At 67.3% G+C, this 26,119-nt stretch carries 22 protein-coding genes; 10 read left to right on the plus strand and 12 right to left on the minus strand.

Annotation, left to right across the window (positions count from 1 at the left end; genetic code table 11):
• The first annotated feature begins 122 nt into the window (after positions 1-122).
• Positions 123-1,556, plus strand: a complete 1,434-nt coding sequence (locus LGM56_RS12695; RefSeq protein WP_226204833.1) for an MFS transporter — start codon at positions 123-125, stop codon at positions 1,554-1,556.
• Between the two features lie 52 nt (positions 1,557-1,608).
• A complete protein-coding gene (locus tag LGM56_RS12700) occupies positions 1,609-2,877 on the plus strand; it encodes an ATP-grasp domain-containing protein (protein WP_226204835.1) in 1,269 nt (422 codons plus the stop codon).
• 59 nt (positions 2,878-2,936) lie between these two features.
• Here LGM56_RS12700 and LGM56_RS12705 read toward each other — a convergent pair whose 3' ends face one another.
• Positions 2,937-3,812: a LysR family transcriptional regulator gene (locus LGM56_RS12705; protein WP_089498751.1), complete on the minus strand. Its 876-nt coding sequence runs from the start codon at positions 3,810-3,812 to the stop codon at positions 2,937-2,939.
• 167 nt (positions 3,813-3,979) lie between these two features.
• Between LGM56_RS12705 and LGM56_RS12710 the strand changes: the two genes are divergently transcribed.
• Together LGM56_RS12710 and LGM56_RS12715 are read left to right on the plus strand one after the other, a co-directional pair.
• Positions 3,980-4,924: a hypothetical protein gene (locus LGM56_RS12710; RefSeq protein WP_226204837.1), complete on the plus strand. Its 945-nt coding sequence runs from the start codon at positions 3,980-3,982 to the stop codon at positions 4,922-4,924.
• A 49-nt stretch (positions 4,925-4,973) separates the two neighbouring features.
• Positions 4,974-6,197: an ATP-grasp domain-containing protein gene (locus LGM56_RS12715; protein ID WP_226204839.1), complete on the plus strand. Its 1,224-nt coding sequence runs from the start codon at positions 4,974-4,976 to the stop codon at positions 6,195-6,197.
• 70 nt (positions 6,198-6,267) lie between these two features.
• On the opposite strand, the gene LGM56_RS12720 is transcribed toward LGM56_RS12715, so the two are convergent.
• Positions 6,268-6,792, minus strand: coding sequence for an N-acetyltransferase family protein (locus LGM56_RS12720; RefSeq protein WP_413226776.1), 525 nt, complete (start codon positions 6,790-6,792; stop codon positions 6,268-6,270).
• 500 nt (positions 6,793-7,292) lie between these two features.
• On the opposite strand from LGM56_RS12720, the gene LGM56_RS12725 reads away from it, so the two are divergent.
• From LGM56_RS12725 to LGM56_RS12735, 3 genes are all read left to right on the plus strand, one after another.
• Complete coding sequence (locus LGM56_RS12725; protein ID WP_226204843.1) at positions 7,293-8,495, plus strand: ATP-binding protein; 1,203 nt, start codon at positions 7,293-7,295, stop codon at positions 8,493-8,495.
• Positions 8,496-8,499: 4 nt separating this feature from the next.
• Entirely contained in the window at positions 8,500-10,212 is a 1,713-nt protein-coding gene (locus LGM56_RS12730; RefSeq protein ID WP_226204845.1) for a cobaltochelatase CobT-related protein, read from the plus strand.
• Between the two features lie 257 nt (positions 10,213-10,469).
• A complete protein-coding gene (locus LGM56_RS12735) occupies positions 10,470-11,573 on the plus strand; it encodes an alpha/beta fold hydrolase (RefSeq protein WP_226204847.1) in 1,104 nt (367 codons plus the stop codon).
• Between the two features lie 46 nt (positions 11,574-11,619).
• Here LGM56_RS12735 and LGM56_RS12740 read toward each other — a convergent pair whose 3' ends face one another.
• The 4 genes from LGM56_RS12740 to LGM56_RS12755 form a co-directional block, all read right to left on the minus strand.
• Positions 11,620-13,389, minus strand: coding sequence for a histidine kinase (locus LGM56_RS12740; protein ID WP_226204849.1), 1,770 nt, complete (start codon positions 13,387-13,389; stop codon positions 11,620-11,622).
• Positions 13,390-13,469: 80 nt separating this feature from the next.
• Positions 13,470-14,891 carry an HD domain-containing phosphohydrolase gene (locus LGM56_RS12745; protein WP_226204851.1) on the minus strand — a complete coding sequence of 474 codons (1,422 nt, stop codon included), beginning with the start codon at positions 14,889-14,891 and terminating at the stop codon, positions 13,470-13,472.
• Between the two features lie 111 nt (positions 14,892-15,002).
• Complete coding sequence (locus LGM56_RS12750) at positions 15,003-15,452, minus strand: GNAT family N-acetyltransferase (RefSeq protein ID WP_226204853.1); 450 nt, start codon at positions 15,450-15,452, stop codon at positions 15,003-15,005.
• 91 nt (positions 15,453-15,543) lie between these two features.
• On the minus strand, positions 15,544-15,981 hold the full coding sequence (locus LGM56_RS12755; RefSeq protein WP_089498760.1) for a tetratricopeptide repeat protein: 438 nt from the start codon (positions 15,979-15,981) through the stop codon (positions 15,544-15,546).
• 386 nt (positions 15,982-16,367) lie between these two features.
• On the opposite strand from LGM56_RS12755, the gene LGM56_RS12760 reads away from it, so the two are divergent.
• Positions 16,368-16,859, plus strand: a complete 492-nt coding sequence (locus tag LGM56_RS12760) for a hypothetical protein (RefSeq protein ID WP_226204855.1) — start codon at positions 16,368-16,370, stop codon at positions 16,857-16,859.
• 172 nt (positions 16,860-17,031) lie between these two features.
• Positions 17,032-17,655 carry an ATP-binding cassette domain-containing protein gene (locus tag LGM56_RS12765; protein ID WP_226204858.1) on the plus strand — a complete coding sequence of 208 codons (624 nt, stop codon included), beginning with the start codon at positions 17,032-17,034 and terminating at the stop codon, positions 17,653-17,655.
• Between the two features lie 246 nt (positions 17,656-17,901).
• On the opposite strand, the gene pntB is transcribed toward LGM56_RS12765, so the two are convergent.
• The 6 genes from pntB to LGM56_RS12795 form a co-directional block, all read right to left on the minus strand.
• Positions 17,902-19,314 (minus strand): Re/Si-specific NAD(P)(+) transhydrogenase subunit beta, encoded by a 1,413-nt coding sequence (gene pntB / locus LGM56_RS12770; RefSeq protein ID WP_089459460.1) that lies wholly within the window; start codon positions 19,312-19,314, stop codon positions 17,902-17,904.
• 13 nt (positions 19,315-19,327) lie between these two features.
• Positions 19,328-20,920, minus strand: a complete 1,593-nt coding sequence (locus LGM56_RS12775; protein ID WP_226204859.1) for a Re/Si-specific NAD(P)(+) transhydrogenase subunit alpha — start codon at positions 20,918-20,920, stop codon at positions 19,328-19,330.
• A 520-nt stretch (positions 20,921-21,440) separates the two neighbouring features.
• Positions 21,441-21,749, minus strand: coding sequence for a hypothetical protein (locus LGM56_RS12780; RefSeq protein WP_226204860.1), 309 nt, complete (start codon positions 21,747-21,749; stop codon positions 21,441-21,443).
• Complete coding sequence (locus tag LGM56_RS12785) at positions 21,746-22,453, minus strand: transcriptional regulator (protein ID WP_089444341.1); 708 nt, start codon at positions 22,451-22,453, stop codon at positions 21,746-21,748. The genes LGM56_RS12780 and LGM56_RS12785 overlap by 4 nt, the downstream gene beginning before the upstream one ends.
• A 52-nt stretch (positions 22,454-22,505) precedes the next feature.
• Entirely contained in the window at positions 22,506-23,300 is a 795-nt protein-coding gene (locus LGM56_RS12790) for an ABC transporter substrate-binding protein (protein WP_226204861.1), read from the minus strand.
• Between the two features lie 196 nt (positions 23,301-23,496).
• Positions 23,497-24,621, minus strand: coding sequence for an aminotransferase (locus LGM56_RS12795; RefSeq protein WP_226204862.1), 1,125 nt, complete (start codon positions 24,619-24,621; stop codon positions 23,497-23,499).
• Positions 24,622-24,943: 322 nt separating this feature from the next.
• Between LGM56_RS12795 and LGM56_RS12800 the strand changes: the two genes are divergently transcribed.
• Positions 24,944-26,089: a succinylglutamate desuccinylase/aspartoacylase family protein gene (locus LGM56_RS12800; protein ID WP_226204864.1), complete on the plus strand. Its 1,146-nt coding sequence runs from the start codon at positions 24,944-24,946 to the stop codon at positions 26,087-26,089.
• Positions 26,090-26,119 lie beyond the last annotated feature (30 nt).

The raw sequence follows: 26,119 nt of genomic DNA on the forward strand, positions 1-26,119 counted from the left end.
GCCCTTCCTCCGCCCACGGAAACCCGTTAGATGAACCGATTCCCTCTGCTGCGCAGTACGCCCGGAAACGACGCGCCGTTGGCTGCGTGCCGCCCCACCCGCCACGCGGCGCGGAGGCCCCGATGAGCGATCGCGCGCCGGCACTCGAGCCCACGCTAGCCGCCGGTGCGCCGCCGCATCGCACGTCGCTGCGCGCGATCTTCCCGACCGTCGCGGCCGCGAGCCTCGGCTTCGCGATCGTCCAGCTCGACGTGACCGTCGTCAACGTCGCGATTCCGAGCCTCGGCCATTCATTCGGATCGAGCGTCCACGGGCTGCAGTGGATCGTCGATGCGTACACGCTGTCGTTCGCCGCGCTGCTGCTGACGTCCGGCACGCTGGCCGACCGCTTCGGCAGCCGCCGGCTGTTCGCGTACGGCCTCGCGCTGTTCCTGCTGGCATCGCTCGGCTGCGCGCTCGCGCCGTCGCTGGCCGCGCTGATCGCCGCGCGCGTCGCGCAGGGCGTGGGCGCCGCGATGATCCTGCCGACGTCGCTCGCGCTCATCACGCACGCGTGCGCCAACGATGCCGCCGCCCGTGTGCGGGCCGTCGCGTGGTGGAGCGCGACGGGCGGCGCGATCAGCGCGGCCGGGCCGACGCTCGGCGGCCTGCTGATCGATTCGCTCGGCTGGCGCGCGATCTTCTTCATCAACCTGCCGATCTGTGCAGGCGGCCTGTGGCTCACGCTGCGCCATGTGCGTGATTCGGCCGCCGCGCGCACGCGGCTGTTCGATCCGGCCGGCCAGATCGTCGCGGTGCTCGTGCTCGCGCTGCTGACGGGCGGGATCATCCGGGCCGGCGCGCAGGGGGTGGGCGATCCGTATGCGGCCGGTGCGCTGGCCGCGTCGGTCGTGCTCGGCGCGCTGTTCGTCGCGATCGAGCGGCGCGTGGCCGCGCCGATGCTGCAGCTCGCCTTCTTCCGGATCGCGCGCGTGCCGGGCGTGCTCGCGATCGGCGCGATCACGAATGCCGCGTTCTACGGGCTGATCTTCTCGCTGAGCCTTTATTTCCAGAACGCGCGCGGCTTCACCGCGACCGGGTCGGGGCTCGCGCTCGCACCGCTCACGATCATCATGCTCGCCAACATCGCGAGCGCGCGTCTCGCCGTCCGCCATGGCTTCCGCGCGACCGTCATCGTCGGCCTCGCCGTGTCGCTCGCGGGCTACGTGTGGCTGTGGCAGACGCTCGGCGCGCACACGCCGTATGCGCTGCTGGCGCCCGGGCTCGCGGCGATGGCGATCGGCGGCGGCATCGCGATTCCCGCGCTGACCTCGACGATGCTCGGCAGCGTCGAGGCCGGCCGCTCGGCCACCGCGTCGGCGATCCTCAATACCGCGCGCCAGGTGGGCGCAGCCGTCGGCGTCGCGGCGCTCGGCGCACTGGTCGCGGGCCAGGGCGCGGCGATCGTGGCCGGCGCGGCGCGCGGGTTCGCGGTCGCGGCCGTGCTCGTCGCCCTGTGCATCGTGCTGGCCGCGCGCTGGCCCGGCGATGCGCCCGATAGCGGACCGCGGGCGTGAGCCCGTGCCGTCGGCCCTCCTTCAACCGATCCCACAGCCCAGCGAGGAATCCATGCCGCACCGCTTCATCGATACCGTCCTGATCGTCGACGGCGCGTCGACCGCCGCCTATCTGGCGCCCGCGTTCCGCGCCTACGGCATCCGTTGCGCGCACGTGATCAGCGACCCCGATCTGCCGGAGATCTACCGGAACCAGTTCGTCCCGTCCGACTATATCCGCCAGGTCCAGCATCACGGCGACGTCGACGCGACGCTCGCGCAGTTGAGCGACCTGCGGATCGGCGCGGTGCTGCACGGCCTCGACGCGGCGCTCGAACTGGCCGACACGCTCGCCGAGCGGCTCGACGTGCCGACGCGCAATCCGCTCGCGACGTCGGCCGCGCGGCGCGACAAGTACGCGATGAACGAGCGGATTCGCCAGGCCGGCTTGCGTGCCCCGGCCCATTTCCACAGCACGTCGGTCGACGCCGCCCTCGAATGGGCACGCGCATACGGCAAGCTGCCGCTCGTGGTGAAGCCGGCGCGCAGCGCGGGCGTGACCGGCGTGAAGATCTGCCGGACGCTCGACCAGGTCGAGGCCGCCGCGCGCGACGTGCTGGCCACCCGTTCGCTGTACAACCAGCCGAACGACGACATCGTGATCCAGAGCTATTCGGAGGGGCAGGAATACATCGTCGATTCGGTGTCGTTCGAAGGCCGCCACCGGGTGGTCAGCCTGTGGGAAGTGCACCGCGACCGCACGCATGCACCGCGGCTCGACAAGATGCTGGTGCTGAATCACGCCGATCCGCGCTACGCGCCGCTGCTCGACTACGCGGCCGCCGTGCTCGACGCGCTGGACGTGCGTTTCGGGCCGACCCATCTCGAACTGTTCGATACGGCCGACGGCCCGACGATCGTCGAGCTGAACGCGCGGCTGCACGGCAGCCTCGATCCGCGGCTGACGAGCGCGGTCAGCGGCGAGAATCACGTGTCGGCCGCCGTGGAAGCGGTGCTGCATCCGGAGCGGCTGTTCGGCGACGTCGCCGCGCCGACGGATTTTCGCGGTTACTGCGGGCACGTGCTGCTGCTGTCGTCGCGCAACGGCGTGCTGCGGCAGGACTTCACGTGGCAGGCGATCCAGGCGCTGCCCTCATTCGTCGGGCTCAAGCAATGGGCGAAGGTGGGCGACACGCTGCGCGTGACCACCGATCTGCAGACGGCGCTCGGCACCGTCGGCCTGTACAGCCCGACGTTCGAGCGGCTACTGGAGGATTGCCGGCGGATTCGCGAGATCGAGGCTGAATTCTTCGCGGATGAACGGGTGATTGCGCCGGCGTAGCGCGATCGGCGCCGCGCGCGCGGCGCGGGGCGCCGGGGTGTGCGCCGAGGTGCGCTCCGCTAGCGCCCGAGCAGCGCCCCCGCCTGCCGCCCGAGCACCGCGCGCAATGTATCGAGCTCGGGCAGCTCGGGCGCTGCTTCGGACGTGACGAGATAGGTCGTCACACTGTCCAGATCGTCGAACGAATGCGCCCGCAGTTCCTTGCGCGCCACGTACTCGGTCGTGATCCGCTTCGGCAGGATCGCTATGCCCATGCCCGCCGCCACGCAGCCGAGGATCGCGCCGAACGTGCCGAACGACGCCACCGACTCGATCGCGATACCGCGCGCCTTCAGCCAGTGCTCCGCGACCGCGCGATACGGGCAGCCGTCGTGAAACGCGAGCAGCCGCACCGTATTGTCGGCCAGCACCTGCCGCCGCGTGGCCGTGGTCGCGCTCACCAGCACCATCTCTTCGGCGAACGCCGGCTCGTAGCGCAACCCGGGCCGGACGACCGCGCGCGCGGTGAGCGCGGCGTCGATCCGGCCGCGCAGCAGTGCGTCGGCCAGATCCGGTTCGCTGCCGATCTGCACCGCGAGGCCGAGCGCCGGGTCGCGCGCCTTCAACGCGGCGGCGAGCGCCGGCAGCCGCGTGGCCGCCGTGCTTTCCATCGAGCCGAGCCGGAAGCTGCGCGCGACCGGTGCTTCGCGCACCACCTGCGTCGCTTCGTCGACGAGGCGCAGGATGCGATCGCAATACGGAATCAGCCGGCGCCCGGCGTCGTTCAGCACCAGCCGCTTGCCGTGCCGGTCGAACAGCGGCGCGTCGAGCGACGCTTCGAGCAGGCGCAGCCGCGCGGTGACGTTCGACTGCGTGCAGCCGAGCCGTTCGGCCGCGCGCAGCGCACTGCCTTCCTGAACGACGGCCCGGAAGGTTTCGAGCAGAGGGATGTTCATATCACTTTCTCTTGTTACTGATCGCGGTAATATCATTTTACTTCGCCAAAAATACGGATTAGCCTTGCGGATACCCGGTGCCCGACGGCCCGCTCCCGAGGAATCCGCATGCCCTTCTCCGCCTGCCCAGGTCGTCCGACCGTCCGCCGTCGCTCCGAGGCTTGCCCGTGCGCACGCTGATCGCCGCGCTGGTGCGGCGCGGCCCGACCGTGCTCGCGTGCGGTGTCGGCCTCGGGCTGCTGGTGCCGCCGCTCGCGGCTCTCGCGCGGCCGCTGATGCCCGTCACCGTGTTCCTGTTCGTGCTCGGCACGCTGTTGCGCGTCGAGCCCAGCGCGGTGCGCGCGGTCGCGCGGCGGCCGGCCGTGTCGCTGCTGCTGCCCGCCGCGACGATGATCGCGTGCCCGGTCGCGCTCGGCATCGCCGCGCGGCTCGCCGGCATGCCGTACGACTGGGTCGTCGCGCTGGTGATCGCGTACTGCGCGCCGCCGTCGAGCGGCACGTCGACGATCGCGCGGATGCTGTCGCTCGACGCCAGCATCGCGCTCGTCGCGACCCTCGCGTCGATGGTGTTCGTGCCGCTCACCGCGCCGCTGCTGACGGCCTGGTTCAGCCACGATGCGGCCGTGTCGATTTCACCTTTGACGCTCGCGTTACGGCTCGCGCTGCTGATCGGCAGCGCGGAGGGCGTCGCGCTGCTCGTGCGGCGCTTCGCCGGCTCACGGCTCGACCGCTATGCGACGCCGATCGATGCGACCGTCGTCGCCGCGCTGCTGGTGTTCGCGCTCGGCACGATGGCCGGCATGCAGCAATCGATCATCGACGCGCCGCACCGCGCGCTGACCGCGATCGCCCTCGCGTTCGCCGTCAACGCGGGCTTCCAGGTCATCGCGTACGGGCTCACGCCCGGCGACGTCCGCACGCGGCTCAATGTCGCGCTGATCGTCGCCAATCGCAACGTCGGCCTGATGTGGGCCGCGCTCGGGCTCGCCGCGACGCCCACCATGGCGCTCGTGTTCACCTGCGCGCAGTTGCCGATCTACACGCTGCCGCGCGTCGTCCAGCATCTGTTGCCGCGCCTCGAAGCGCAGCGCCTGCGCCGCCGTGCGCGCTAGCCGGCACGCGATGCCGTTCCTCTCTTCCGCCTTCGATCAAGGATCCAGCATGAAGCGACTCATCGTGATCGGCGCCCGCGCCACCGGCAGCAGCCTCGCGCTCGTACGCGGCGCGCTTGCGCGGCAAGCGGCCGTGACCGTGATCACCGCCCCCGGGCACCGTCTCGACGGCGTCTTTCCGGCGGGCGTCGAGACGATCAACCTCGAACCCGATGCCGGCCAGCTCGCCGGCTGGCTGCGCACGCGCTATCCGGACGAGCTCGACACGCTGCGCGTGACGACCGCGCACGACACCTACGCGCGCACCGCCGCGTGGGTCGCCGATGCGCTCGGCCTGCCCGGCCCCGATGCGCGCCACGTCGCGCACGCGGTGTCGAAGTCGAACCAGAAGGCGCTGCTCGCCACGCACGGCATCCCGGCCGCGCACTTCGTCACGGGCACGCTGGCCGCGCCGGCGGCGCTCGCGGCCGCGGCCGACCCGCTGCGTTTCCCGGTCGTCGTCAAGCCGTCGGAAGGCTCGGCGAGTGATGGCGTGCGGCGCTGCGAGGACATCGCCGAGGTCCGTGCGCAGCTCGACGCCCTCGCCGCCGGGCAAGCCGACGCGCAAGCGCGCGCGACCGAGCGCATCGTGATCGAGGAATTCCTGAGCGGCAGCGAATACTGCGTCGAGTATTTCGACGGCCGGTACGTCGGCGCGCTGCGCAAGCTGAAACGGCATGGGGCCGGCTTTCTCGAGCGCGGCTATACGTCCGAACTCGACCTCGACGCGGGCACGCTGCGCGCACTGATCGACGTCGGGTCGCGCGCCACGGCGGCCGCCGGGCTGACCTGGGGGCCCGTGCACCTGGACTGCATCGTGCACGACGGCGTGCCGCACGTGATCGAACTGAATCCGCGCATCGCGGGCAGCTTCATCTGCGACATCGTGCGCGACGGCTATGGCTTCAACGTGGTCGAAGCGTTGCTCGACAAGCTCGCCGGACGCCCGGTGGAGATTCCCGATCTGTTCGAACCGCATGCGTATGCGCGCGCCGAATTCCTGCTCGACAGCGATCCCCGCGCGTGGCGTTTCGCGCAGGCGGGTGAGATTCACGACGGCACGGTCACGATCAGTTATGGGCCGCAGGTGCTGCCCGATCGCGAGCGGCGCGCGTTTCTTTATGTGCGGGTGGCGCTGCCGGTCGCGCACGGTGTGGAGGGTGCGCCCGCGCATTCCGGTTCGTCGGCCCACGGGCATCCCGTCGGGCAGCCCACCGTTTCCGGCCAGGCGTAAGACGATCGACTGGATGCCGTCCCGGCCTCGGCCGCAAGCCGCCGTGCCGCGTGGCTTCGGTCAGGCACCGTCACAAACGACGCCCCAGTAGCTGCCCCGGCCACCCTTCCACGTCGAAGGGTGAAATTCGCTCATAGCCGCACGACTCGTAGAAACGCACCAGCGCGCCGGTCCCGCCGCCATAGCAGTCCACCCGCAAGCGCGCCACCCCGGCCGCCCGGGCGCGCTCGTCCGCGAAGGCCATCAGGCGCCGGCCGACTCCCCGCGCCCGCGCATCGCGCGACGCCACCAGCACGCGCACGTAGATTTCCGGCTCGGTCGCGGGCGGCACGTAGGGCATGGACTCGCCGAGGATCAAGGCGCCGAGGACGCGGCCGTCCTGATCCTCTGCGACCCACGCGTCGGGCAGCGCGCAGGCGTCGGTCACGAGCGCGATCCGACGGGGATGCGTCGACCAGGGCTCGCGGCCCCATTGCCCGTCGTTGCCGATGGAGACGAACCACGCAATCACGTCGTCGAAGATCGCCAGCACAGCCGGGGCATCGAGTGCGCTGGCACGACGAATCGTCACTTTGTCCACGCCCGTCACCGTCACGTTCAACACTCCTTCGCCAGCGTCATCAGCCGGCGCGCAATGAGATGTCATGCCGGGCTGCCCAGCGACACGCGATGGTAGCCCGACGATCAAGCCTGCTACGGTACTGACATTCCACCCGATTGATCAAGGTGTGGCGGGACGCGATTCGACGTGGCGGGTTGTTTTCGTGAAAAACCCGGGTGATCGGCGCAAGGCGGAGGGGGGCGATCGACCTTCGCATGCATGGGCGTGGCCGCGCCCCTACCAACGAGCCACTCTGCTGCCGACGAATCAGCACGGCAAACGTGGTTCGAGGCGTAGCAAGGAAGCCGAAAGATCGTGCTGCAGCGCATTGCCCACGGCGCGCCCCCGATTTGGCGCAACGACCCGCCGCCTGCTCCGCCCCGGATCGCAGCGAATCGCTTCCCGCGCGAATGTCGCCGTTCACGGCAAAAATATACAATCGACGCGATGCATCGCAGGCATGAAGCGCCAGCCGTCCACTCTCGCTCGCCACCATGAACGCACCCGCTGATTCCACCTCCTCCGCCCCGTCGGTACTCGGCGTCTATCGTCAACTGGCGGACCCGTCCGCCGGGCAATGGATCGTCAGCCGCTCCGAACGCGCGCACCTGTACCGCATCCAGCATCACCGGCCTGACGGCAGCACCTCGGTCGATACGGTCGTCGATGCGGACAACCTCGATGCGAAGCTGCACAAATGGATCCAGGAAGGTTTCGTCCGGCGTGAAGCCGGCGATCGCGCGGCGCCCGCTCATCGCGGCACGTTCATGCAGGCGCTGCGAAGCGCGCACGCGTCGCGACCGGCGGCAACCGGCGACGCGGCGCACGTCGCGCAGGTGGGCGGCGTGCCGATGCCGCGCGGCCCGGGCGGGCCGCTCGTGCCGCCGCTGAACCCGGCTTACCTGTTCACCGCGCGCGTGACGAACGTGCTGGAAGACATCGTCGAGAACCGCCGCATCCTGCTGATCGGCCACACCGGCACGGGCAAGACGAGCCTCATCGAGCAGGCCGCCGCGCTGGCCGGCCATGGCGTGCTGCGCTCGAACATGAACGGGCAGACGACGGTCGGCGACTTCGTCGGGTTCTGGACCGTCAAGGGCGGCGAAACGATCTGGGTCGACGGCGTGCTGCCGACCGCGATGCGTGAAGGGCTGTGGCTGATCGTCGACGAGATCGACTTCGCGGAACCGGCGATCCTCGCGGTGCTGACCGCCGTGCTCGAACCGGCCGGCCGCTTGTTGCTGAAGGAGAAGGGCAACGAGATCGTCGTCCCGAATCCGTCGTTCCGGCTGTTCGCGACCGCCAATGCGGTGGGCGCGATGGGGCAGTTCCGCCATCTGTACCAGGGCGCCAACGTGATGAACGAGGCGTTTCTCGACCGCTGGCGCGTCTACCGCCTCGACTACCTGCCGCCGCCCGACGAGGCGCGCGTGCTGCAGCGCACGTTCGGGCCGGCCATGACCGCGGCGATGGCCGACACGCTCGCGGCCATCGCGGCCGACTGCCGCGCCGCGTTCGTCCGCGAGGATCTGGCCAGCGCGTTCTCGACGCGGCGCCTGATCGACTGGGCCGAGCTGATGCTGCGCACCGGCGATCCCGAATCGGCCGCCGGCCCGACGATCTATGCGAAGGTCGGCGCGGAAGACGCCGACCTGATCCGCAGCATCATTCGCCACTACATCGACGTCGAGGCCTGACGCGATGGACCGGGACGACGACGCGCGGTCGCTCCACCTGACCCGGCTGGCCCGCACGCTCGCGCAACGGCACGGCATCGAGGTGCGGTTCGCGCGTCACGCGCCCGTCGCGCAGCGCGACCTGCTGGTGCTGCCCGACACGCTGCTTGCCGGCGACGACGACGTCGACGACGATGCGATCACCGGCCTCGTCGACCTCTACGCGGCGCGCGTCCGTTTCAGTGCGATCGATGACCTTGCCGCCCTGGCGTCGCCCGTGGTGCGGGCCATCGCGCAGGCGATCGACGACCGGCGCGCGGCCAGCCGCCTCGCTGCGCTCTATCCCGGCGCGATGACGTTTCTGCGGCGGATGCGCGCGGCGACGGCCGCCGACACCCTCCATCGGTGGCCTCGCATGGCGTGGCGCGACAAGCTGGTGTGGCGCATCGAACGTGCGCTCTGGGACGAACCGCTGCCTGCCATCGAGCGCGTGCCGTCGCTCGACGCGACGATGGCCGCATCGGGCGATCTCGTCGACGCAGCGCGCGCAGCCACATCGACCGCCGACAGCATCCGCGCCGCGCACCGGATCGTCGAACGCGTGCGTGCGCTGGCGTCGGCCGGTGCGAACAACATGATGTTCACGGCCGATCCGGGCAGCACGATCGACAGCGACAGCATCGCCGCCGAATTCGAGTCGGACGGCCAGCGCGCGCCGGACGACTCACGTGCGCCCGTTTCCGCCGAATCGGACGCCGGGGCGATCGCCGACACGGCATCGTCCGCCGAAGCACCGACGCCGGGCGACGCGATGCCGCCCCGCACGATCCGCCTGTCCGCGGACAACCGGCCGCTGCTGTCGGTCCCGCTGACCACCGCGTTCGACACGGTGACGGACTTCACCGGCAACGGCGAACCGGCGCGCTGGCACCGCCTGCGAAGCGCGGCCCGCGCGCAGACCGAGCCGCTCAAGCGACGGCTCGAACGGGCATTGAAAGTAGACGAGCAGACGCGCTGGAAACGCGAACAGGAGCGCGGCGAGCTCGACCGGATGTCGCTCGCCCGCCTCGTCACGTCGCCCGGCTATCGCACGCCATTCCGCATCCGGCGCGCCGCACCCGGGCGCGACGCGGCCGTCAGCCTGCTGATCGATTGCAGCGGGTCGATGGCCGGCAGGAAGATCGAACTCGCCAGGCTGTGCGCGGCAGCGCTGTGCGATGCGCTGACGCAGCTCGGCTTCGCATACGAAGTGCTCGGCTACAGTTCCGTCGAGGATGCCGCGATGCGCGCGCACTACCAGCGCTGGATCGACGCCGGCCGCGACACCTTCGGCTACAACCGGTTCGTCGAACGGCTCGACCTGCGCGTCTACAAGCGGTTCGATTCCGACAACCCGAGCGGCCTCGCGTGCATCGAATGCGGCCACGAGAATCCCGACGGCGAGGCGTTGAGCTGGGCCGCCGGGCGGCTGCTGGCGAAGCGGGCGCGGCGGCGAATCCTGATGGTGCTGTCGGACGGCTATCCGGCCACCGGCGACGGCAACCCGGCGATCCTGCGCACCGACCTGCATGCCCGCGTCGATGCGCTGCGCGAGCGGCACGTCGAGCTGATCGGTGTCGGGATACTCGACGATGCGGTGGAAACCTTCTATCCGGTCAGCAGCGTGGTCGAGCATCTGCACGAGTTGCCGGGCGCGGCGTTCAGTGTATTGAGCGATACACTGCTGGATCGGCGCTAGCCTCGCGCGCGACAGGGTCGAAGCACACTTCGATTCGCCGGCGCGTCACATCGGACGGTTAGCATCGCCGATGGCCGACTCGAATCGCCGCGATGACGCAGGATCCCGCGTTCCGTGGCATTCGACCGGCCGACCGGTTTCGATGTGCACGCGGCCGGCAGCACGATCCTTGCTCCGCGCCTCCTTTCGATTGTCAACGCGACGGCGGAGTCGGCCGCATCTTCCTGCCAAGGTCGGCCGCCGGCACGAAACTGCACATGCCCAGGAAAAAAGCCAGCCTCTGGTTGCGGCCCCTCGAACTGCTCTCCGTCGCCGCCGGCACGCGCCCGACGAAGCGCACGAGCAAGCCGCGGCCGGCCGCCAAGCGGGCGGTCAAGCCGGTCGCCCGGCCGGCCGCCACCGTGCGCCCCGCCGGACGCACCGGCACCGTGCATTCGGCCCGCGCCCCGGCGGACAAGGCGCCCGGCACGTGGCTCCGCTCGTTTCATTCCGCCGGCCCGAGTGCCGGCCGCTACGTGAACCATCTTGCCTACGCGTTGTATCTCCCCGCCGCACCGGCGACGACAGCCGGCATGCCGGTCGTCGTCATGCTGCACGGCTGCAAGCAGAGTGCCGAATCGTTTGCCGCGGGCACGCGCATGTGCCGTCTCGCCGAGCGCTCGGGGTTCGCCGTGCTGTTTCCCGAACAGGCCAAGACCGCGCACGCGCACCGCTGCTGGCACTGGCATGGCGACGCGACGGAGTCGGAAGCCGCGGCCGTCACGTCGCTGGTCGACGCCATCGTGCGACAGCACGGCTTCGACCGCGACCGGATCTACCTGGCCGGCATGTCCGCCGGAGCCGGGCTCGCCGCCGCACTGGCCATCCGGCATCCCGACCGCTTCGCGGCCGTCGGCCTGCACTCCGGGCCGGCCATCGCCCCGCCGTCGTCGACGTTGGCGGCGATGAACCTGATGCGTCGCGGCCTGCGCGACGACCCGATACGCGCGGTCGATGCGTGCGCCGACGTCGCGTCCTATCCCGGCATGCCGGCCCTCGTCATGCACGGCGCACTCGATACGGTCGTGACCGACCGGAACGCGACGCAGCTCGGCATCGCGTTCGCGCGGCTCAACCGGCTCGTCGACGAGCACGGCGCGATGCGGGTGGGCGAGCAACGCACCTATGCGCGCGACGACGCCGACTATGTCGACTACCTGAAGGCCGGGCGTCTCGTCGTCAGGGTCTGCATCGTCCGCCGGCTGCCGCATGCGTGGAGCGGCGGCGACCCGCGCGAGCCGTTTCATTCCGCCACGGGGCCGGACGCCACCGCGATGTTCTGGCATTTCTTTCGTCGCCAACGCCGCAAGCGGCTGCGATGACGTGCGACAACCGCGCCGGCCCGTGGCACGCAACGCCGTCATGCGATCACGCCCGGTGCGCCAGCTCCGCCGTGTTCGCGCGATCGCCGGCGCGCCGGATCGGTATCCGGACGCAGAACGTCGTGCCCCGCCCGGGCTCGCTCGTCACGTCGATGGTGCCGCGATGGCGCTTGACGATGCCGTGCGACACCGACAAGCCCAGCCCCGTGCCCTGCCCGACCGGCTTCGTCGTGAAGAACGGATCGAAGATTCGCCGGACGACGTCGGGCGTCATCCCCGTCCCGGTGTCGCTGATCGCGATCGACACCTGCTCGCCGTCGCTCGACGTGCGGATCGTGATCACGCCGCGCTCGGGAATCGCGTGCGCCGCGTTCACCAGCAGGTTCATGAACACCTGGTTCAACTGCGACGGCAGGCATTCGACCTGCGGCACCTCGCCGTAATCGCGCACGATGTCGGCCTTGTACTTGAGTTCGTTGTGGACGACGTTGAGCGTGCTTTCCAGGCCCGCGCGGAGATCGACCACGCTCCACTCGTCGCTGGCCGGACGCGAGAAATCGCGCAGGTCCTGCACGATGCGCCGCACGCGCAACGCGCCGTCGATCGATTCGTCGATCAGCGTCCCGATCTCGCCGCGCACGTAGTCGAGGTCCGCCGCGCGGCCCGTCGCCGCCAGCGCGTCGCGCGCGGCCGGGTCGAGCTGCGGCAGCGCGGCTTCATGCGCGGCGATCACGTCGAGCAGGCTGTGCACCCACGTCTTCAACGTGTTGAGGTTCGCACTGACGAAGCCGATCGGATTGTTGATCTCGTGCGCGACACCGGCCGCGAGCTGACCGATCGACGCGAGCTTTTCCGACTGCAGCAGTTGCACGTGGGTTTCCTCGAGCGCGTGCAGCAGGCGCCGCTGCTCGTCCTTCTCCTGTTCGAGCCGCGCCTGCGCGGCCTTGCGTTCGTCGATCTCGGTCGCCATGTTCTCGCGCGTGCGCTGCAGCATCGCCGTCGTCTGCTCGTAGCGATGCAGCGCGCGCTCCAGTTCGACGGTGCGCAAGCGCACGAGCCGCTCGAGCGTATCGGTCATCCCGCGCAGGAAGGTTGTGCGCGCATCGAATCGGGTCAGCAACAGCGTGACGACCAGGGTTCCCGTCGTGAACAGCGTGACCGTCGTCGCGAGCCAGGGCGTGTCGACCCCGTTCGCGGCCCCGCACCGCGCGTCCGGCGCGAAATGCGCGGCCGCCATCGCCGTGTAGTGCATGCCGGTGATGCCGACACCCATGATGAAAGCCGCACCGACCCGCTGGGCGGTCGCATGGCGCGCCTGCTGCGCGCGCAACGCCTGTGCGATCCACAACGCGGCAGTCGACGCGATCACCGCGATGCCGATCGACGCGGCGAATAGTGCGGCATCGTAGCGGATGCCGGGTTCCATGCGCATCGCGGCCATCCCCGTGTAATGCATGCCGGCGATCCCGGCGCCCATCAGTACGCCGCCCACGAGCAGCCGCCGCCAGCCTAGCCGTGCGCGCGTGACGACCGTCAGCGCGAAGTACGACACGAGCACGGCAATCGCCAGCGACGCGCCTGTATCCGGCCATGCGTAGCCGAGCGGAATCGGCAGCGAAAACGCGAGCATGCCGACGAAATGCATCGACCAGATGCCGGTGCCCATGGCCATCGCGCCGCCGCCCAGCCACGCACGCTTGAGCTTCGGGTTGTCGAGCAGCGCAATGAAGGCGGCCAGGTCGAGTGTCGTATAGGAGGCCAGCGTCGCGATCGCGAGCGACAGCAGGACGAGCGGGAGATGGTAGGTGCCGTGCATGATCGAGCGCCCGGATCGAGGTGAGTGCGTTGCCGCGGCGCGCCGTCGTGCACCGCGGCCATCAGGCCGCGCGGCCGAGCTCAGGCCGGCGCCGCGCCCGCATTCGGCGCGCTCTGCGCCGGCTTCGCCGCGGCCTGGCCGGCCAGCACGAGGATGTCGAACGACGTGCCCTCGCGCGTCTCGAAGCGGCGCACGAGCTCGATCTGGTGCGCCGACATCACGCTGCCCTTGGTCATCAGCAGCACGCCGCGATGCGTGCGCAGATCGTCGGCGAGCTGCATCCCTTCGCGCAGCTGCGCGGACTTGACTTCCGCGACGGACGCCGCGATGCCGAGGCTCGCCGGGTCCCGCATCAGTTCGGTCAGGCCATCGACGATCCGCGGGTCGTAACGCACGCCGGCCTGCGAGCGCAACGCGTCGAGCGCCTGCTCGACCGAATGCGGCGCGCCGATGTCGCCATTGCGCAGCCCTTCGAAGTCACGCGCGATCGCCAGGATTCGCGAGCCGAGCGGGATCGCGTCGCCCGCCAGGCCGTCGGGCGTGCCGCGTCCGTTGAAGCGCTCGTACTGGTGCAGCACGATCGACGCGACCTTGTGCAGTTGCGCGACCGGTGTCAGCACCATCTGCGCGCGCAGCGGATGCTGCAGGAACAGGCCGTGCTCTTCCGCCGTCATCTTCGCGAGCGGCTTGCGCAGCAATTCGTCCGGCAGCGACAACTTGCCGATGCCGTGCAGCAGCCCCGCGAAATAGACGTCCTGCGCATGCAGCTCGCTCATCCCGGAGGTCAGCGCCAGCCGCCGCGCGATTTCGCCGACCCGCATCGCATGACCGCTGGCCGACCCGCAGCGCATCTCGATCATGCTCGCGCAGACCTGGACCATCGCGGTGAAGCTGCTTTTCAGGTCGCGTTGCGCGGCTTCGAGGAACATCACGGTCTGGCCGAGTTCCTCCGTGCGTGCGCGAACCTGCGTTTCGAGCTCCGTGTTGAACCGGCGCAGCGCGTCGTTCTGCGCTTCCGTCAGCGCGGCGAGCCGGGCCGCTTCGCGCCGCAGGCGCCGTTGCTCCAGCGCCTGTTCGAGGGTCAGCAGCAGGTCGTGATCGTCCCACGGCTTGTTCAGGTAGCGATAGACGCCGCCGTCGTTGACGGCCTGCACGACCGACGCGATTTCCGCATAGCCGGTCAGCAGGATGCGCATCGTGTCCGGGTAGAGCGCCCGTGCGCGAGCCAGGAACTCCGCGCCGCTCATGCCCGGCATCCGCATGTCGGACACGATCAGGTCGACTTCGGTCGACGCCAGGATCTCGAGGGCCGCCTCGCCGCTTTCCGCGGTCAGGATCGCGTAGCCGGCGGGACGGAACACGCGCCGGAGCGCCGACAGCACGCTCGGCTCGTCGTCGACCAGCAGGATCGTCGGTACGCCACCCGCATCGTCGGATGTCGCTGCCGCCCCCGTCGTTTCAGGCGATACCGCATTCAGTCCGTTTGTTGCAGATGTCGTCATGATGGCCTCGGATCATGTATTTATAGTCTCTCTGCATCATCGGCATGCGCCGCGCATTCCGTATCCGGGAAAACGCTGACGCGCTCACCCGGATCGCACCGCGGATGCGATCTACACCATCGCCGAACCCGGTGCACGCACGTAGTAGATGTCCCACTCCGCTTCGTCGGCCTGCACGAAGCCGTGCCGGGCATAGAAACGATTCGAATCGCTGCCGCGCAGCGCGCCGACGCGAACGGGCACCCGCTGCGAATCGGCGTCGGCAAGGATCTTGCGCAGCACCGCCGCGCCGATCCCCTTTCCCTGATGCTCGGGCACGATGTACAGATGGTCGAGCAGCCAGTGATCTTCCTGCGGCCGGACCACGAAAAAGCCCGCGTTCACGCCGTCGACTTCGATCAAGCGGCATCGCGCCGGATCGAACGACGCGAGAAACCGGTCGCGCGCACGCTGGGGATCGAAGCGGCCGATGCGCTCGAGGCTGTCGCGCATCGCGGCGATGCGGATGGCGACCAGCGTCTCGGCGTCGGATCGGGTGGCGAGGGGAAAGGTCAGGTTCATTGGCAAGTTGTGCTCATGCGGAGAAACGCCCGGCATCCCGGCGCGGGCGTCGATACCCACTCTCGACGCCGGCCAGCACGAACCACGCGCGTCAGGGCGTCTCGATGCCTTCCGCCCGCGTCGCCAGGAATCGCAGGTACTTGCCGTCCTCGTCCTCGAACAGCTCCGGCCCGCCGCTCGCATAGGCGCGCATCAACTCGTCGGCTGCGCGATCGAGATCGCCCAGCTCGAACTGGCACTGACCGAGCCTCAGGTGCAGGAACGGGTTGCCGATCGCGTTGGGGAAATGCATCGACTGGGCGAGATTGTCGCGTCCGGCCGCGTAGTTCTCTTGATGGAAATTCACGTCGCCGATGGCGGCCATCAACCAGGTGCCGGCTTCCCAGTTGGTCTTGGGTTCGGGAAGCAGGTCGAATCCCGCCCAGAATTTCTCGAGCGCGCCTGCGTAGTCGCCGTCTTCCATCAACGCATCGCCCGCGTCGCTCAGCGCGCCGATCCGTTCGTACAGCGCGTTGTCCAGTTCTGCCATGTCGAGTCCCTGTTCCGGAGTTGAAATCGGCCCGGTGCGGCCAGTGGTTGCGATACGATCGCGGTGATTGTTTGCAGTTTTGCCGTGCGGGTCGGTCGTCCGGACGGCATTCATCCAGCATACCCGAGCCATATGACGCGCGCGTCCTGACTTTCGGCGTAGCAGCACGTGCGGCTTGGGAAACGATCGCCCAATCCAGGGCGATGCTGCCGAATTTGCTTGCAGGCGGCACCGTTCTACAATTGGCCGCCGGCCGCGATCGCCTGCAACTGGCTGAATGGCGGACGTCGAGTGCACCCTTGCGAGCCGCATGCAAACTCGGGCTGCCAAAGCAACCTTTCGCAGTCACATGAGCACCCAACCCCCAACCTATCCGCGCCACCAACATGCTCACCGCCTTTGAACTCGCTGGTTTTATCGCTGCGCATGCCGTCTGGTGTGTCTCCGACGCAGATGGCCTTGTCCCTATGGTGGCATTTCAGACTGACGATGGTCAGCGAAAATTCGAGCGGCTGGTGTTCGACGACGTAGGCGAGGCCGTCGAGCACGGCCGAAAGCAGCTCGAGGGCGACCCGTTCAACGCAAATGACGGCGTGCTGGCATACGACGGCCGGATCGCGACGCCAGAAGGCAAAAAGGTTGACGCGATCATTCTGGAAGCGCGTTCCTACGCTTTCCCGTGGGCAAAGGCGGCCATTGCGGTGGCCTACACACCGAAGAGCAGCGGCGACTTCCGTGTACACAAGCCCAAACTGATCTTGTGGGACAAGTGTGATGACTTTGATATCGGCGCCGCCATTGACTCATTCTTCAACGGCATTGCTTCACATGAGCAGGGCGCGAAGATTTGGAACGATGCGTTGGACGAGAGCAAGTAGGAATCGCCCGCTGCCGTTCTTTACTGCCGGCACGTGGCCGCGGGCGCGTCGCGTGTCGCATTACACTATCGGCCGCCACGCTACGCGTCCCGACCATCCGTGTTGCCCGGCCTGCTGCCGACCGTGATGTCGGTCGCGCACACCTGGCGAATTTTCGTTTGACTACCGACCCATGCTCCGCTTCGACAATCTCGGCAAGCGCTACGACAAGCGCGTCATCTTCAAGGGACTCCACTACGCATCCGGCGCCGGATGCGTGGCGCTGTGCGACGAAACCGGCAGTGGCAAATCGACGTTGCTCGCCATGCTCGCCGGCACGCTCGACGCGGACGAAGGCGAGGTGTGGATCGGCGGCCATTCGCTGCGCACCGCGCCGCACGACGCGAAATCCGCGCTGGCGTACGTGCCTGACGATTGCCTCGCCTATCCGCTCCAGACCGGGCGCGCGTTTCTCGATCTCGTGGCGGCCGGCAGGAAGACCGTCGTCGACGCCCGCACGCTCGAGCTGGCCGATCGATTCGGGCTCGGCCCGCATCTTGAGAAGCGCTTCGAGCAGATGTCGTTCGGCACGCGCAAGAAACTGTTCCTGACGGCGACGACGCTCGGCGCGCCCGCCGTCGTGATCGCCGACGATCCGGACAGCGGGCTCGATGCCGCGTCGCGTGCGGTGCTGGTCGATCTGTTCAAGACACTGGCCGCAGACCGTGCCGTCTTTTTTTCGACTTACGATCCGGCGTTGGCGCGCGCCTGTGACGCAAGGGTCGTCACTTTTGCGGAGCTTGGATTCGCTGGATAGACGGCATCGTCGCCGGCGCAGTCGCTGGCAAGGATCGGGGGTGGCTGATGGTTGGAGGGAGAACGACGCAGCGACAATCGATCGCCGTCTTTTACCGCAAGGACGTGCGAAACGGCCCCCTCCCGCCTCGCACTTCCGTGACCTTCGCGATACGCACGGCCGGTGCGCGGAGCCTCGATCAACCGACTGTCCGACACCCCAGCCGGTTATCGTTCGCCCCGCGCATACGCCCGGCCATGCGCCCCGTCAGGCCTTCAACGCCCCGAACACCTCGTCCAGCATCTTCTTCGCGTCGCCGAACAGCATCCGGTTGTTGTCCTTGTAGAACAGCGGATTGTCGACGCCCGCATAGCCGGACGCCATGCTGCGCTTCATCACGATCGAGGTCTTGGCCTTCCACACCTCGAGCACCGGCATGCCGGCGATCGGGCTCGCCGGATCTTCCTGCGCCGCCGGGTTCACGATGTCGTTCGCGCCGATCACCATCGACACGTCGGCTTCGGGGAAGTCGCCGTTGATCTCGTCCATCTCCATCACGATGTCGTAAGGCACCTTCGCCTCGGCGAGCAGCACGTTCATGTGCCCCGGCATGCGCCCGGCCACCGGATGGATCGCGAAACGCACGTCGACGCCCTTCTCGCGCAGCACCTTCGTGAGTTCGTGCACGGTGTGCTGCGCTTGCGCCACGGCCATCCCGTACCCCGGCACGATGATCACGCTCTTCGCGTCGCGCAGCAGCTCGGCCGTCTCCAGCGCGCTCACCGCCACCACTTCGCCGGCCGGCTGCGCACTGCCGCCGGCCGCCGCGGGCGCACCGCTGCCGGTGCCGAAGCCGCCGGCAATCACGCTGATGAAGTTGCGGTTCATCGCGCGGCACATGATGTACGACAGGATCGCGCCCGACGAGCCCACCAGCGCGCCGATCACGATCAGCAGGTCGTTGCCGAGCATGAAGCCGGTAGCCGCCGCCGCCCAGCCCGAGTAGCTGTTGAGCATCGACACCACGACGGGCATGTCCGCGCCGCCGATCGCCATCACCATGTGCACGCCGAACAGCAGCGACACCACCGTCATCACGATGAGCGGCGTCATGCCGTCCTGGACCGTCTCCGCATGCAGGAACGCGCGGCCGAACACGATCACCACCACCAGCGCGGCCAGGTTGAGCCAGTGCCGCGCTGGCAGCAGCAACGGCTTGCCGCCGATCTTGCCGGAGAGCTTGCCGAACGCGATCACCGAGCCCGCGAAGGTCACCGCACCGATCAGGATCCCGACATAAATTTCCACTTCGTGGATCGCGTGCTCCGCGCCCGTGTACTGCACCGACGTATCGATGTAGCTCGCGAAGCCCACCAGGCACGCCGCCAGGCCGACCAGGCTGTGCATCAGCGCGACCAGCTCGGGCATCTGCGTCATCTGCACCTTCTTCGCGGCGTAGAGCCCCACCGCGCCGCCGACGACCAGCGCCGCCACGATGTACGGAATACCCTCGGCCGACACGCGCGGGCCGAGCACCGTGGCGAGCACGGCGATCAGCATGCCGATCATGCCGAGCAGGTTGCCGCGCCGTGCGGTTTCGGGGTTCGCCAGCCCGCCGAGGCTGAGGATGAAGAGGATGGCCGCGCCGATATAGGAGACGGTAGTCAGATTGGAAGTCATTGTTATCGTCTCCTTACTTGCGGAACATCGCCAGCATGCGACGCGTCACCGCGAAGCCGCCGAACATGTTGACGGCCGTGAGCGTCAGCGCGCCCACCGCCAGGCCCAGGATCAGCCCGGACGGACGGCCCTCCGCCGCCGCGTCGCCCAACGGCGGCGCGACCTGTACGAGCGCGCCGATCGCGATGATCGACGAGATCGCATTGGTGACGCTCATCAGCGGCGTATGCAGCGACGGCGTGACGTTCCAGATCACCATGTAGCCGACGAAGCAGGCCAGCACGAACACCGTGAAGTGCGCGAGGAACGTGGCCGGCGCGAACTGGCCGACCAGCAGGAACACCAGTGCGCCGACAGCGAACGTGATGGCGAGCGACTTCGCCGACATCGGCGCGCCGCTGCCGTGGCCGTGGCCCTTGGACGCTGTTGCCGCGACCGGCGGCGTGGCGGGTTTCGGGGCGGCGGCCGGCTGCTGGATCGGCGGCGGCGGCCAGGTGACGTTGCCTTCCTTGACGACCGTGAGGCCGCGGATCGCGTCGTCGTTGAAGTCGACGTTGATCGTGCCGTCCTTGCCCTTGCACAGCTCCTCGACCACGCGCAGCAGGTTGGTCGCATACAGCGTCGACGACTGTCGTGCCAGGCGCGACGCGAGATCCGTATAGCCGACGATGGTCACGCCATGACGCACCACGGCTTCGCCCGGCACCGTCAGTTCGCAGTTGCCGCCTTGTTCGCCGGCCATGTCGACGATCACGCTGCCCGGCTTCATCGACTGCACCATCTCGGCCGTGATCAGCTTCGGCGCCGGCTTGCCGGGAATCAGCGCGGTGGTGATGATGATGTCCGCTTCCTTGGCCTGCTGCGCGTACATCGCGCGCTGCGCCTGCTGGAAGCCTTCGCTCATCACCTTTGCGTAACCGCCGCCGCCCGAGCCTTCCTCCTCGTAGTCGACCTTGACGAATTCGCCGCCCAGCGACTTGACCTGGTCGGCCACTTCCGCGCGCGTGTCGTTGGCGCGCACGATCGCGCCGAGGCCCGCGGCCGTGCCGATCGCCGCGAGGCCGGCGACGCCCGCGCCGGCGATGAACACCTTGGCCGGCGGCACCTTGCCCGCGGCCGTGATCTGCCCGTTGAAGTAGCGGCCGAACGCATGGGCCGCCTCGATGACGGCGCGGTAGCCGCTCACGCCGGCCATCGACGTGAGTGCATCCATCTTCTGCGCGCGCGACAGCGTGCGCGGCAGCGAATCGATCGCCAGCACCGTGGCCCGCTTCGCGGCCAGCTGCTGCATCAGTTCAGGGTTCTGGGCCGGCCAGACGAAGCCGATCAGCGTGCCGCCCTCGCGCATCAGCGCGACTTCGTCGCTGCTCGGCGGCCGCACCTTGAGGACGATGTCGCTGCGGCCCCATAGATCGGCGGCCGTGGCCACGACGTCGGCGCCGGCCGTGCGGTAGTCGTCATCGCTGAAGTTCGCGCCGGTGCCGGCACCGCTTTGCACGGCCACCGAGAACCCGAGCTTGATCAGCTTTTCGACCACGTCGGGAACGGTCGCTACGCGCCGCTCCTCGTGGGCCGTCTCCAGAGGGACCCCAATCAGTAATGTCATATCCTGAACTGTCAGTAGTGGCCGTCGCGAGGAATTACGGCCTGCGTTTCACGTCACCCAACTCAATCCGTGTACGACCTTGCTCCGCGCGCAGCTTGGCACTCCCGCGCGGATTTCACAAACGATCGATCCTCTAATCGATGGTCTTGTCAGAGCAAACCCGTTCGTGCTCTTGCCTGATTATGCCGACGAATATCCGGCGTACGTTCCGATCGGATAAAACCCGTCAAGCATATCCCGTGCCAGAGTCTTTCCAAAATTTATCTTTTGAATCGGCGCGCATTCAATCCATGAATCCCCTGTCTGGACACGACGGGGCGGGCACGTCGCGCTCACCGGCGAGAACCGCGCCGCACGGGCCGCCGGCACGCGAATCCGTTTGAAACGTGAATAATCGGCGATCGGCATACGAGCACCGGAATCGGTTTCATCGAGAATCCCCCCGCTTGTCGGCACAATGCCATTTGTCGCGCGCCAACGACATAATCCGTGTGGCCGACGCGCTTCGGTGCCGGCGAGTTTAATGGAGAACGCTGACTGACTCGTCGAACTGATTTTCGTCAGGACAGGGGAAGACCGATGAAAACGCTTCCGGTGAAGCCCCAGTGGTCTTGCCGTTTCGCCGCGTCTTCGCATCCGGGAGCCGCACCGGGTTCGTGGCGCCGCGAAACGTGAACGAGCCTGCATGTTGCAGGTGCTCGCACTTCAGATATCCGCGACACCCGGAGACCGCGGACAGCATCGGGCTGAACGTCAGGGGCGTCACCGCCGCCTGAGGGCGAATCGCGCGATGTGCTTCCTCGATCCGGTCAAACAAACGCTCCGTCACCCTTCACCTCTGAGCTCCTTCAGATAGTTGAAGATCGTCGCGCGCCCCAACGCCAGGACCTTTGCGACATAGTTCGCGGCGCTCTTTCCGTTGAATGCGCCTTCCGCATACAACGCCGCGACGAGTTCACGCTTATGCTCTCGTGTCAGCATCGACAACGTGAGCTTGCGCTCCTGCAGCCAGTGATCGAGGAAGACATTCACCCGATCCTGCCAATCGTCGCGGAACAGCTTCTCCGGTTGCGGCTGCAGCACCGCGCTCGACAGCAATAGTTCGAGTGCCTGCTTTGCCTGATCGAGCGCGGCCTGGTGAAAATTGATGCACATGACCCCGACAGGCTCACCCGACTCGGTCCGCAACACGGCACTGATCGAGCGGATCTTGCGACCGTCCCAGCCGAGCTTTTCGTACGGGCCGATCACATTCTCCTGTTCGTCGAAACCGATTTCCTCGAGTGCCGAATCGTCGCCCACCTCCCGCTTGGACAAATTGTTCGCAACGTATGCGACCGTTTGCGTCGAGAGGTCGTGCAGCACGACTTCCGTATAAGGCTGGAACAGTAGCGCGATCGCATCGGCAACCGCGTGGTGCGGGGCAACCTGCCCCGTACCCGCCTGCCGTTTGCCGCGCTTCGTCGCGCTCGTCCTGGTTCGATCGCCCGTCTTGCCGGTGGATCCGTTGGCGGGCGATGGTGCTCTGCTCATGTCTGTTTTTCCGAATCGATGCAGACCTGACGCAGTGCACGTCCGTCTCCGGTCAATGCACTGCCAGGTCCACCGTAAAATACTTTTTCAGAAGCTGCTGATAGGTGCCGTTGCGCTTGAGTTCGGCAAATGCCCCATTGAGCGCCTCGCGAAGCGGGTGGTCGCCCCTGCGCACCGCAATGCCGACACCCGTGCCGATGATTTTCGCATCATTGACGGGGTTCCCGGCGAATGCGAAATCCTTTCCGTTCGGTTTGCTCAGGAACCCGAGGCTCGCCGCCGTCGCGTCCACGAACGTCGCGTCGATACGCCCCATCACCAGGTCCGCATACACCTCGTCCTGGGTCTGATAGCTCTGGACGCTCACATGCTTCGGCGCCCACATCTGCTTCGCATACTGCTCCTGGATCGACCCCTGCAGCACGCCGACGCTATGCCCCGCGAGTGCCTCGGGCGTCGGCCGCAGCGCGCTGCCCTTGCGCGCGACGAGCTGGGCCGGCGTCAGATACAGCGGCACCGTGAAATCCACCTGTTCGGCCCGTTTCGCATTGATGTTCATCGCCGAATCGATTGCGTCGAACTTGCGCGCCTGCAACGCGGGAATCAAGCCGTCGTAGGCATTCTCCACCCACACGCATTTCGCCTTCAGTTGTGCGCAGAGCGCATTCCCGAGGTCGATGTCGAAGCCCTCGAGCTGTCCGGACGTCGCCTTTGATTCGAACGGGGGGTACGCGGCTTCCAGGCCGAACCGAATGGTCTTGACGCCTTCCGCTTGAACCCCTTCTCCCCACATCGCCATCGCCGCAAGCGCAACCGCGAACACCGCCCGAACACCTTGCTTCCTCATCACCGTCTCCTCACACCAGGTTGGGTCCATGCAACGATCGGTGCAGCGAGCACGTCGCGTCTTCAGGCAAGAGACCGGAATGACCGACCGCCTTGCCGTCGACGTCGATTGATCGTCATGTACTTTTTAGTCGGGCTCGAATGAAGGATCCGGCGCCGCCTCGGCACCGGTATCCGCGGATCGATACCCGTGCCCGTCAGCTTGCCTTCGTCCGCAGGTAATCCGATACGCGTGCCAGCCCCTTCTCGAGGACATCCCGGTGGTTTGCATAACCGATGCGGATGTAACCTTCCATCTCGAGCGCGCTCCCGGGCGTGAACATCACACCCGTCGCCTCCAGCAATTCAACACAGAACTCACGCGACGGCATGTCGAACGCATATTTCAGGAGCGCAGTCGTGCCCGATTTCGGCTTGATCCAGGAAATCGCGGGCTCCCGGTCGACCCACGCCTCGAGGATCGCGAGATTGGTGCGGACGATATCGAGATTGCGCTTCATGATCGCATCGCGGTGCTCGAGCGCCAGGGTGGCGAAGTAGTCGTCGATCATCCCCACGCTGATGGTGTTGTAGTCGCGATGGACGGCGACTGCCTGAATCAGGTCGGTCGGACCGGCAATCCAGCCCAGACGCAAGCCCGCGAGCGAATAGGTCTTCGACATGCTGGCCGTGCTGATGCCCTTTTCGTAGAGGTCCGCGATCGACGCGCTATACCCGCTACCCTCCTGATCCGTGCCGCGATACACCTCGTCGCAGAGGACATGGGCATCGCAACGGCGAGCGATCTCCGCGACCTTGCTCAAAAAGGCTTCGTCCATCAGCGATCCTGTCGGGTTGTTCGGGTTGTTGATGGCGATGAGGCGCGTTTTTCCGTCGACGAGCGACTCGAGTTCGGCAAGATCCGGCAAGAAGCCGTTCTCTTCGCGAAGCTTCAGGACCTTGACGTTTGCGCCATAGCTCTCCGGAATCGAGTAGTGCTGCTGATAAGTCGGCATGACTGAAACGACGGTGTCGCCGGGTTCGACGAGCGTTTCGTAGATCAATGCATTCCCGCCGATTGCACCGTGCGTCACGATCACGTTCGCCGCCGACTGCTTCGAATACGTGCGAGCGATCGCCTCGCGCAGCCGGGATGTCCCTTCGATCGCGCCGTACGTCAGCTTCATCGGCCGCAGGTCGTCGAGTACGGACTCCTGACGACCGGTCAGCGTGAGCAGCTGGTCGACGGTCAGCGATTCGACACACGTTTCCGCAAGGTTGTAGGCGCAGTGGTGCTCGTAGAGATCCATCCAGCGCTCGACACCGAATTCCTTGATTTTCATGTCAGTCCGTTCCTTTGATATGGATTGCGCGGTCTGCCATCGGCCGCGTGTATAGAAAACGAGTAGGTCAGCACTTCATCCGGCGCGACATCTCCGTTGCAGGCGGCTTCCGCCTGTTGCCCGATCGCGAATTCCACTGCGACCCGACATTCCTGTGGGACAACCTGCCCAAAGTATCCGCTTCCTAAACTCAAATGTCCATAGTAGACTGAAAAATCCATTTTTCAATCATGGAACCCGGATCCAGCCGGGGATCGACGAACGAGCACCCGGTCGGTGCCCGCTCTCCCACGGCACCGAACCACACGAGAGGAAACCACGCATGACCTATCGACGCATCGAGATTCCCCTGCCGTCGCCGGCGCCAGGGGTTGCGCTCAGCCTGACGGCGCACCGGTTCGGCAATATCGATCACGGCCGCAGCATCTATTTCCATGCCGGCCTGCATGCGGACGAGCATCCCGGCCTGCTTGTCCTGCAACACATGCTCGAGGCACTGCACGCGCTGGACCGGGACGGGCGCATCGGCGGTTGCGTCACGGTCGTCCCGTTTGCCAATCCGATCGGTCTGTCGCAGCGGCTCTTTGGCCCTGTCGTCGGGCGCTTCGATTTCGAGAACGGTGAGAACTTCAACAGGAACTTCCCGGCACTCGGGCGAGCCGTCGCACAGCGTTTGCGCGAAGACGATGCATCGAGCCTCACGCGTTCCGAGTGGAAGCGTTTCTTTCGCGGCCTGCTGGACGGCGGCAACGCAATGAGCCCGGCGGCCGCGATGAAGCTTGAATTGGCCAGGCTGGCGATCGAGCATGACATCGTCATCGACCTTCACTGCGACACCGATGCCATCGCCCACGTCTACGCATCGACGCTCCAGCGTGAACGCGCAATGAAGGTGGCGTGGTGGGTCGATGCCCCGGTCGTTCTGCTGGAACCCGCCGGCGCCGGAGGGGGCGCGTTCGATCAGAGCCATTCGGGCGCATGGGGCGAACTGCAGCGGGCAGGCCTGTTCGATGGCGAGGCGAGCGGTTTTTCCGCGACGATCGAATTGCGCGGCCAGTCGGACGTCAACGACGCGCTCGCGTCGACCGATGCCACAAGATTGCTGCGCTTCGCCGAATCCGAAGGTGTCCTGTCTTTTCCCGACCCGTTCGACGACTGTGCAGGACTCGCGTCACCCGAAGCGTTTCCGCTGGAAGGCGCGGCCCACGTTCGTTGCCCTTGCGCCGGCGTGATCGTGTATCGGCGCACCCCTGGGGACCGGATTGCGGCGGGCGAGACGTTTGCCGAGATCGTTCGACTCGACGGTCCGGAGATCAATTCGCGCGTTCCGGTTGTCAGCCCGATTGACGGCGTGATGGTTGTGCGTCAACTCCAGAAACTCGTGCGTCCGGGACAACGCGCGGCACTGATTGCCGGCGACGTCCCGCTCGTCGGTCGCGATCCCGGCAATTTGCTGCTGGATTTCTGACCGCTCGTCGACACGCATCCCATTCGTCTC

The organism is Burkholderia sp. AU38729 (genome assembly GCF_020419725.1).
In the GTDB taxonomy this organism is placed as follows: Bacteria; Pseudomonadota; Gammaproteobacteria; order Burkholderiales; family Burkholderiaceae; genus Burkholderia.

What these genes read in the sequence shown, in the direction of transcription:
- LGM56_RS12765 (WP_226204858.1), top strand. Translation starts at nt 17,032, where the DNA reads ATGCTCCGCTTCGACAATCTCGGCAAGCGCTACGACAAGCGCGTCATC.
- LGM56_RS12695 (WP_226204833.1), top strand. Translation starts at nt 123, where the DNA reads ATGAGCGATCGCGCGCCGGCACTCGAGCCCACGCTAGCCGCCGGTGCG.
- LGM56_RS12715 (WP_226204839.1), top strand. Translation starts at nt 4,974, where the DNA reads ATGAAGCGACTCATCGTGATCGGCGCCCGCGCCACCGGCAGCAGCCTC.
- LGM56_RS12735 (WP_226204847.1), top strand. Translation starts at nt 10,470, where the DNA reads ATGCCCAGGAAAAAAGCCAGCCTCTGGTTGCGGCCCCTCGAACTGCTC.
- LGM56_RS12700 (WP_226204835.1), top strand. Translation starts at nt 1,609, where the DNA reads ATGCCGCACCGCTTCATCGATACCGTCCTGATCGTCGACGGCGCGTCG.
- LGM56_RS12775 (WP_226204859.1), bottom strand. Translation starts at nt 20,920, where the DNA reads ATGACATTACTGATTGGGGTCCCTCTGGAGACGGCCCACGAGGAGCGG.
- LGM56_RS12785 (WP_089444341.1), bottom strand. Translation starts at nt 22,453, where the DNA reads ATGAGCAGAGCACCATCGCCCGCCAACGGATCCACCGGCAAGACGGGC.
- LGM56_RS12725 (WP_226204843.1), top strand. Translation starts at nt 7,293, where the DNA reads ATGAACGCACCCGCTGATTCCACCTCCTCCGCCCCGTCGGTACTCGGC.
- LGM56_RS12790 (WP_226204861.1), bottom strand. Translation starts at nt 23,300, where the DNA reads ATGAGGAAGCAAGGTGTTCGGGCGGTGTTCGCGGTTGCGCTTGCGGCG.
- LGM56_RS12740 (WP_226204849.1), bottom strand. Translation starts at nt 13,389, where the DNA reads ATGCACGGCACCTACCATCTCCCGCTCGTCCTGCTGTCGCTCGCGATC.
- pntB (WP_089459460.1), bottom strand. Translation starts at nt 19,314, where the DNA reads ATGACTTCCAATCTGACTACCGTCTCCTATATCGGCGCGGCCATCCTC.
- LGM56_RS12750 (WP_226204853.1), bottom strand. Translation starts at nt 15,452, where the DNA reads ATGAACCTGACCTTTCCCCTCGCCACCCGATCCGACGCCGAGACGCTG.
- LGM56_RS12705 (WP_089498751.1), bottom strand. Translation starts at nt 3,812, where the DNA reads ATGAACATCCCTCTGCTCGAAACCTTCCGGGCCGTCGTTCAGGAAGGC.
- LGM56_RS12745 (WP_226204851.1), bottom strand. Translation starts at nt 14,891, where the DNA reads ATGACGACATCTGCAACAAACGGACTGAATGCGGTATCGCCTGAAACG.
- LGM56_RS12760 (WP_226204855.1), top strand. Translation starts at nt 16,368, where the DNA reads ATGCTCACCGCCTTTGAACTCGCTGGTTTTATCGCTGCGCATGCCGTC.
- LGM56_RS12755 (WP_089498760.1), bottom strand. Translation starts at nt 15,981, where the DNA reads ATGGCAGAACTGGACAACGCGCTGTACGAACGGATCGGCGCGCTGAGC.
- LGM56_RS12795 (WP_226204862.1), bottom strand. Translation starts at nt 24,621, where the DNA reads ATGAAAATCAAGGAATTCGGTGTCGAGCGCTGGATGGATCTCTACGAG.
- LGM56_RS12800 (WP_226204864.1), top strand. Translation starts at nt 24,944, where the DNA reads ATGACCTATCGACGCATCGAGATTCCCCTGCCGTCGCCGGCGCCAGGG.
- LGM56_RS12730 (WP_226204845.1), top strand. Translation starts at nt 8,500, where the DNA reads ATGGACCGGGACGACGACGCGCGGTCGCTCCACCTGACCCGGCTGGCC.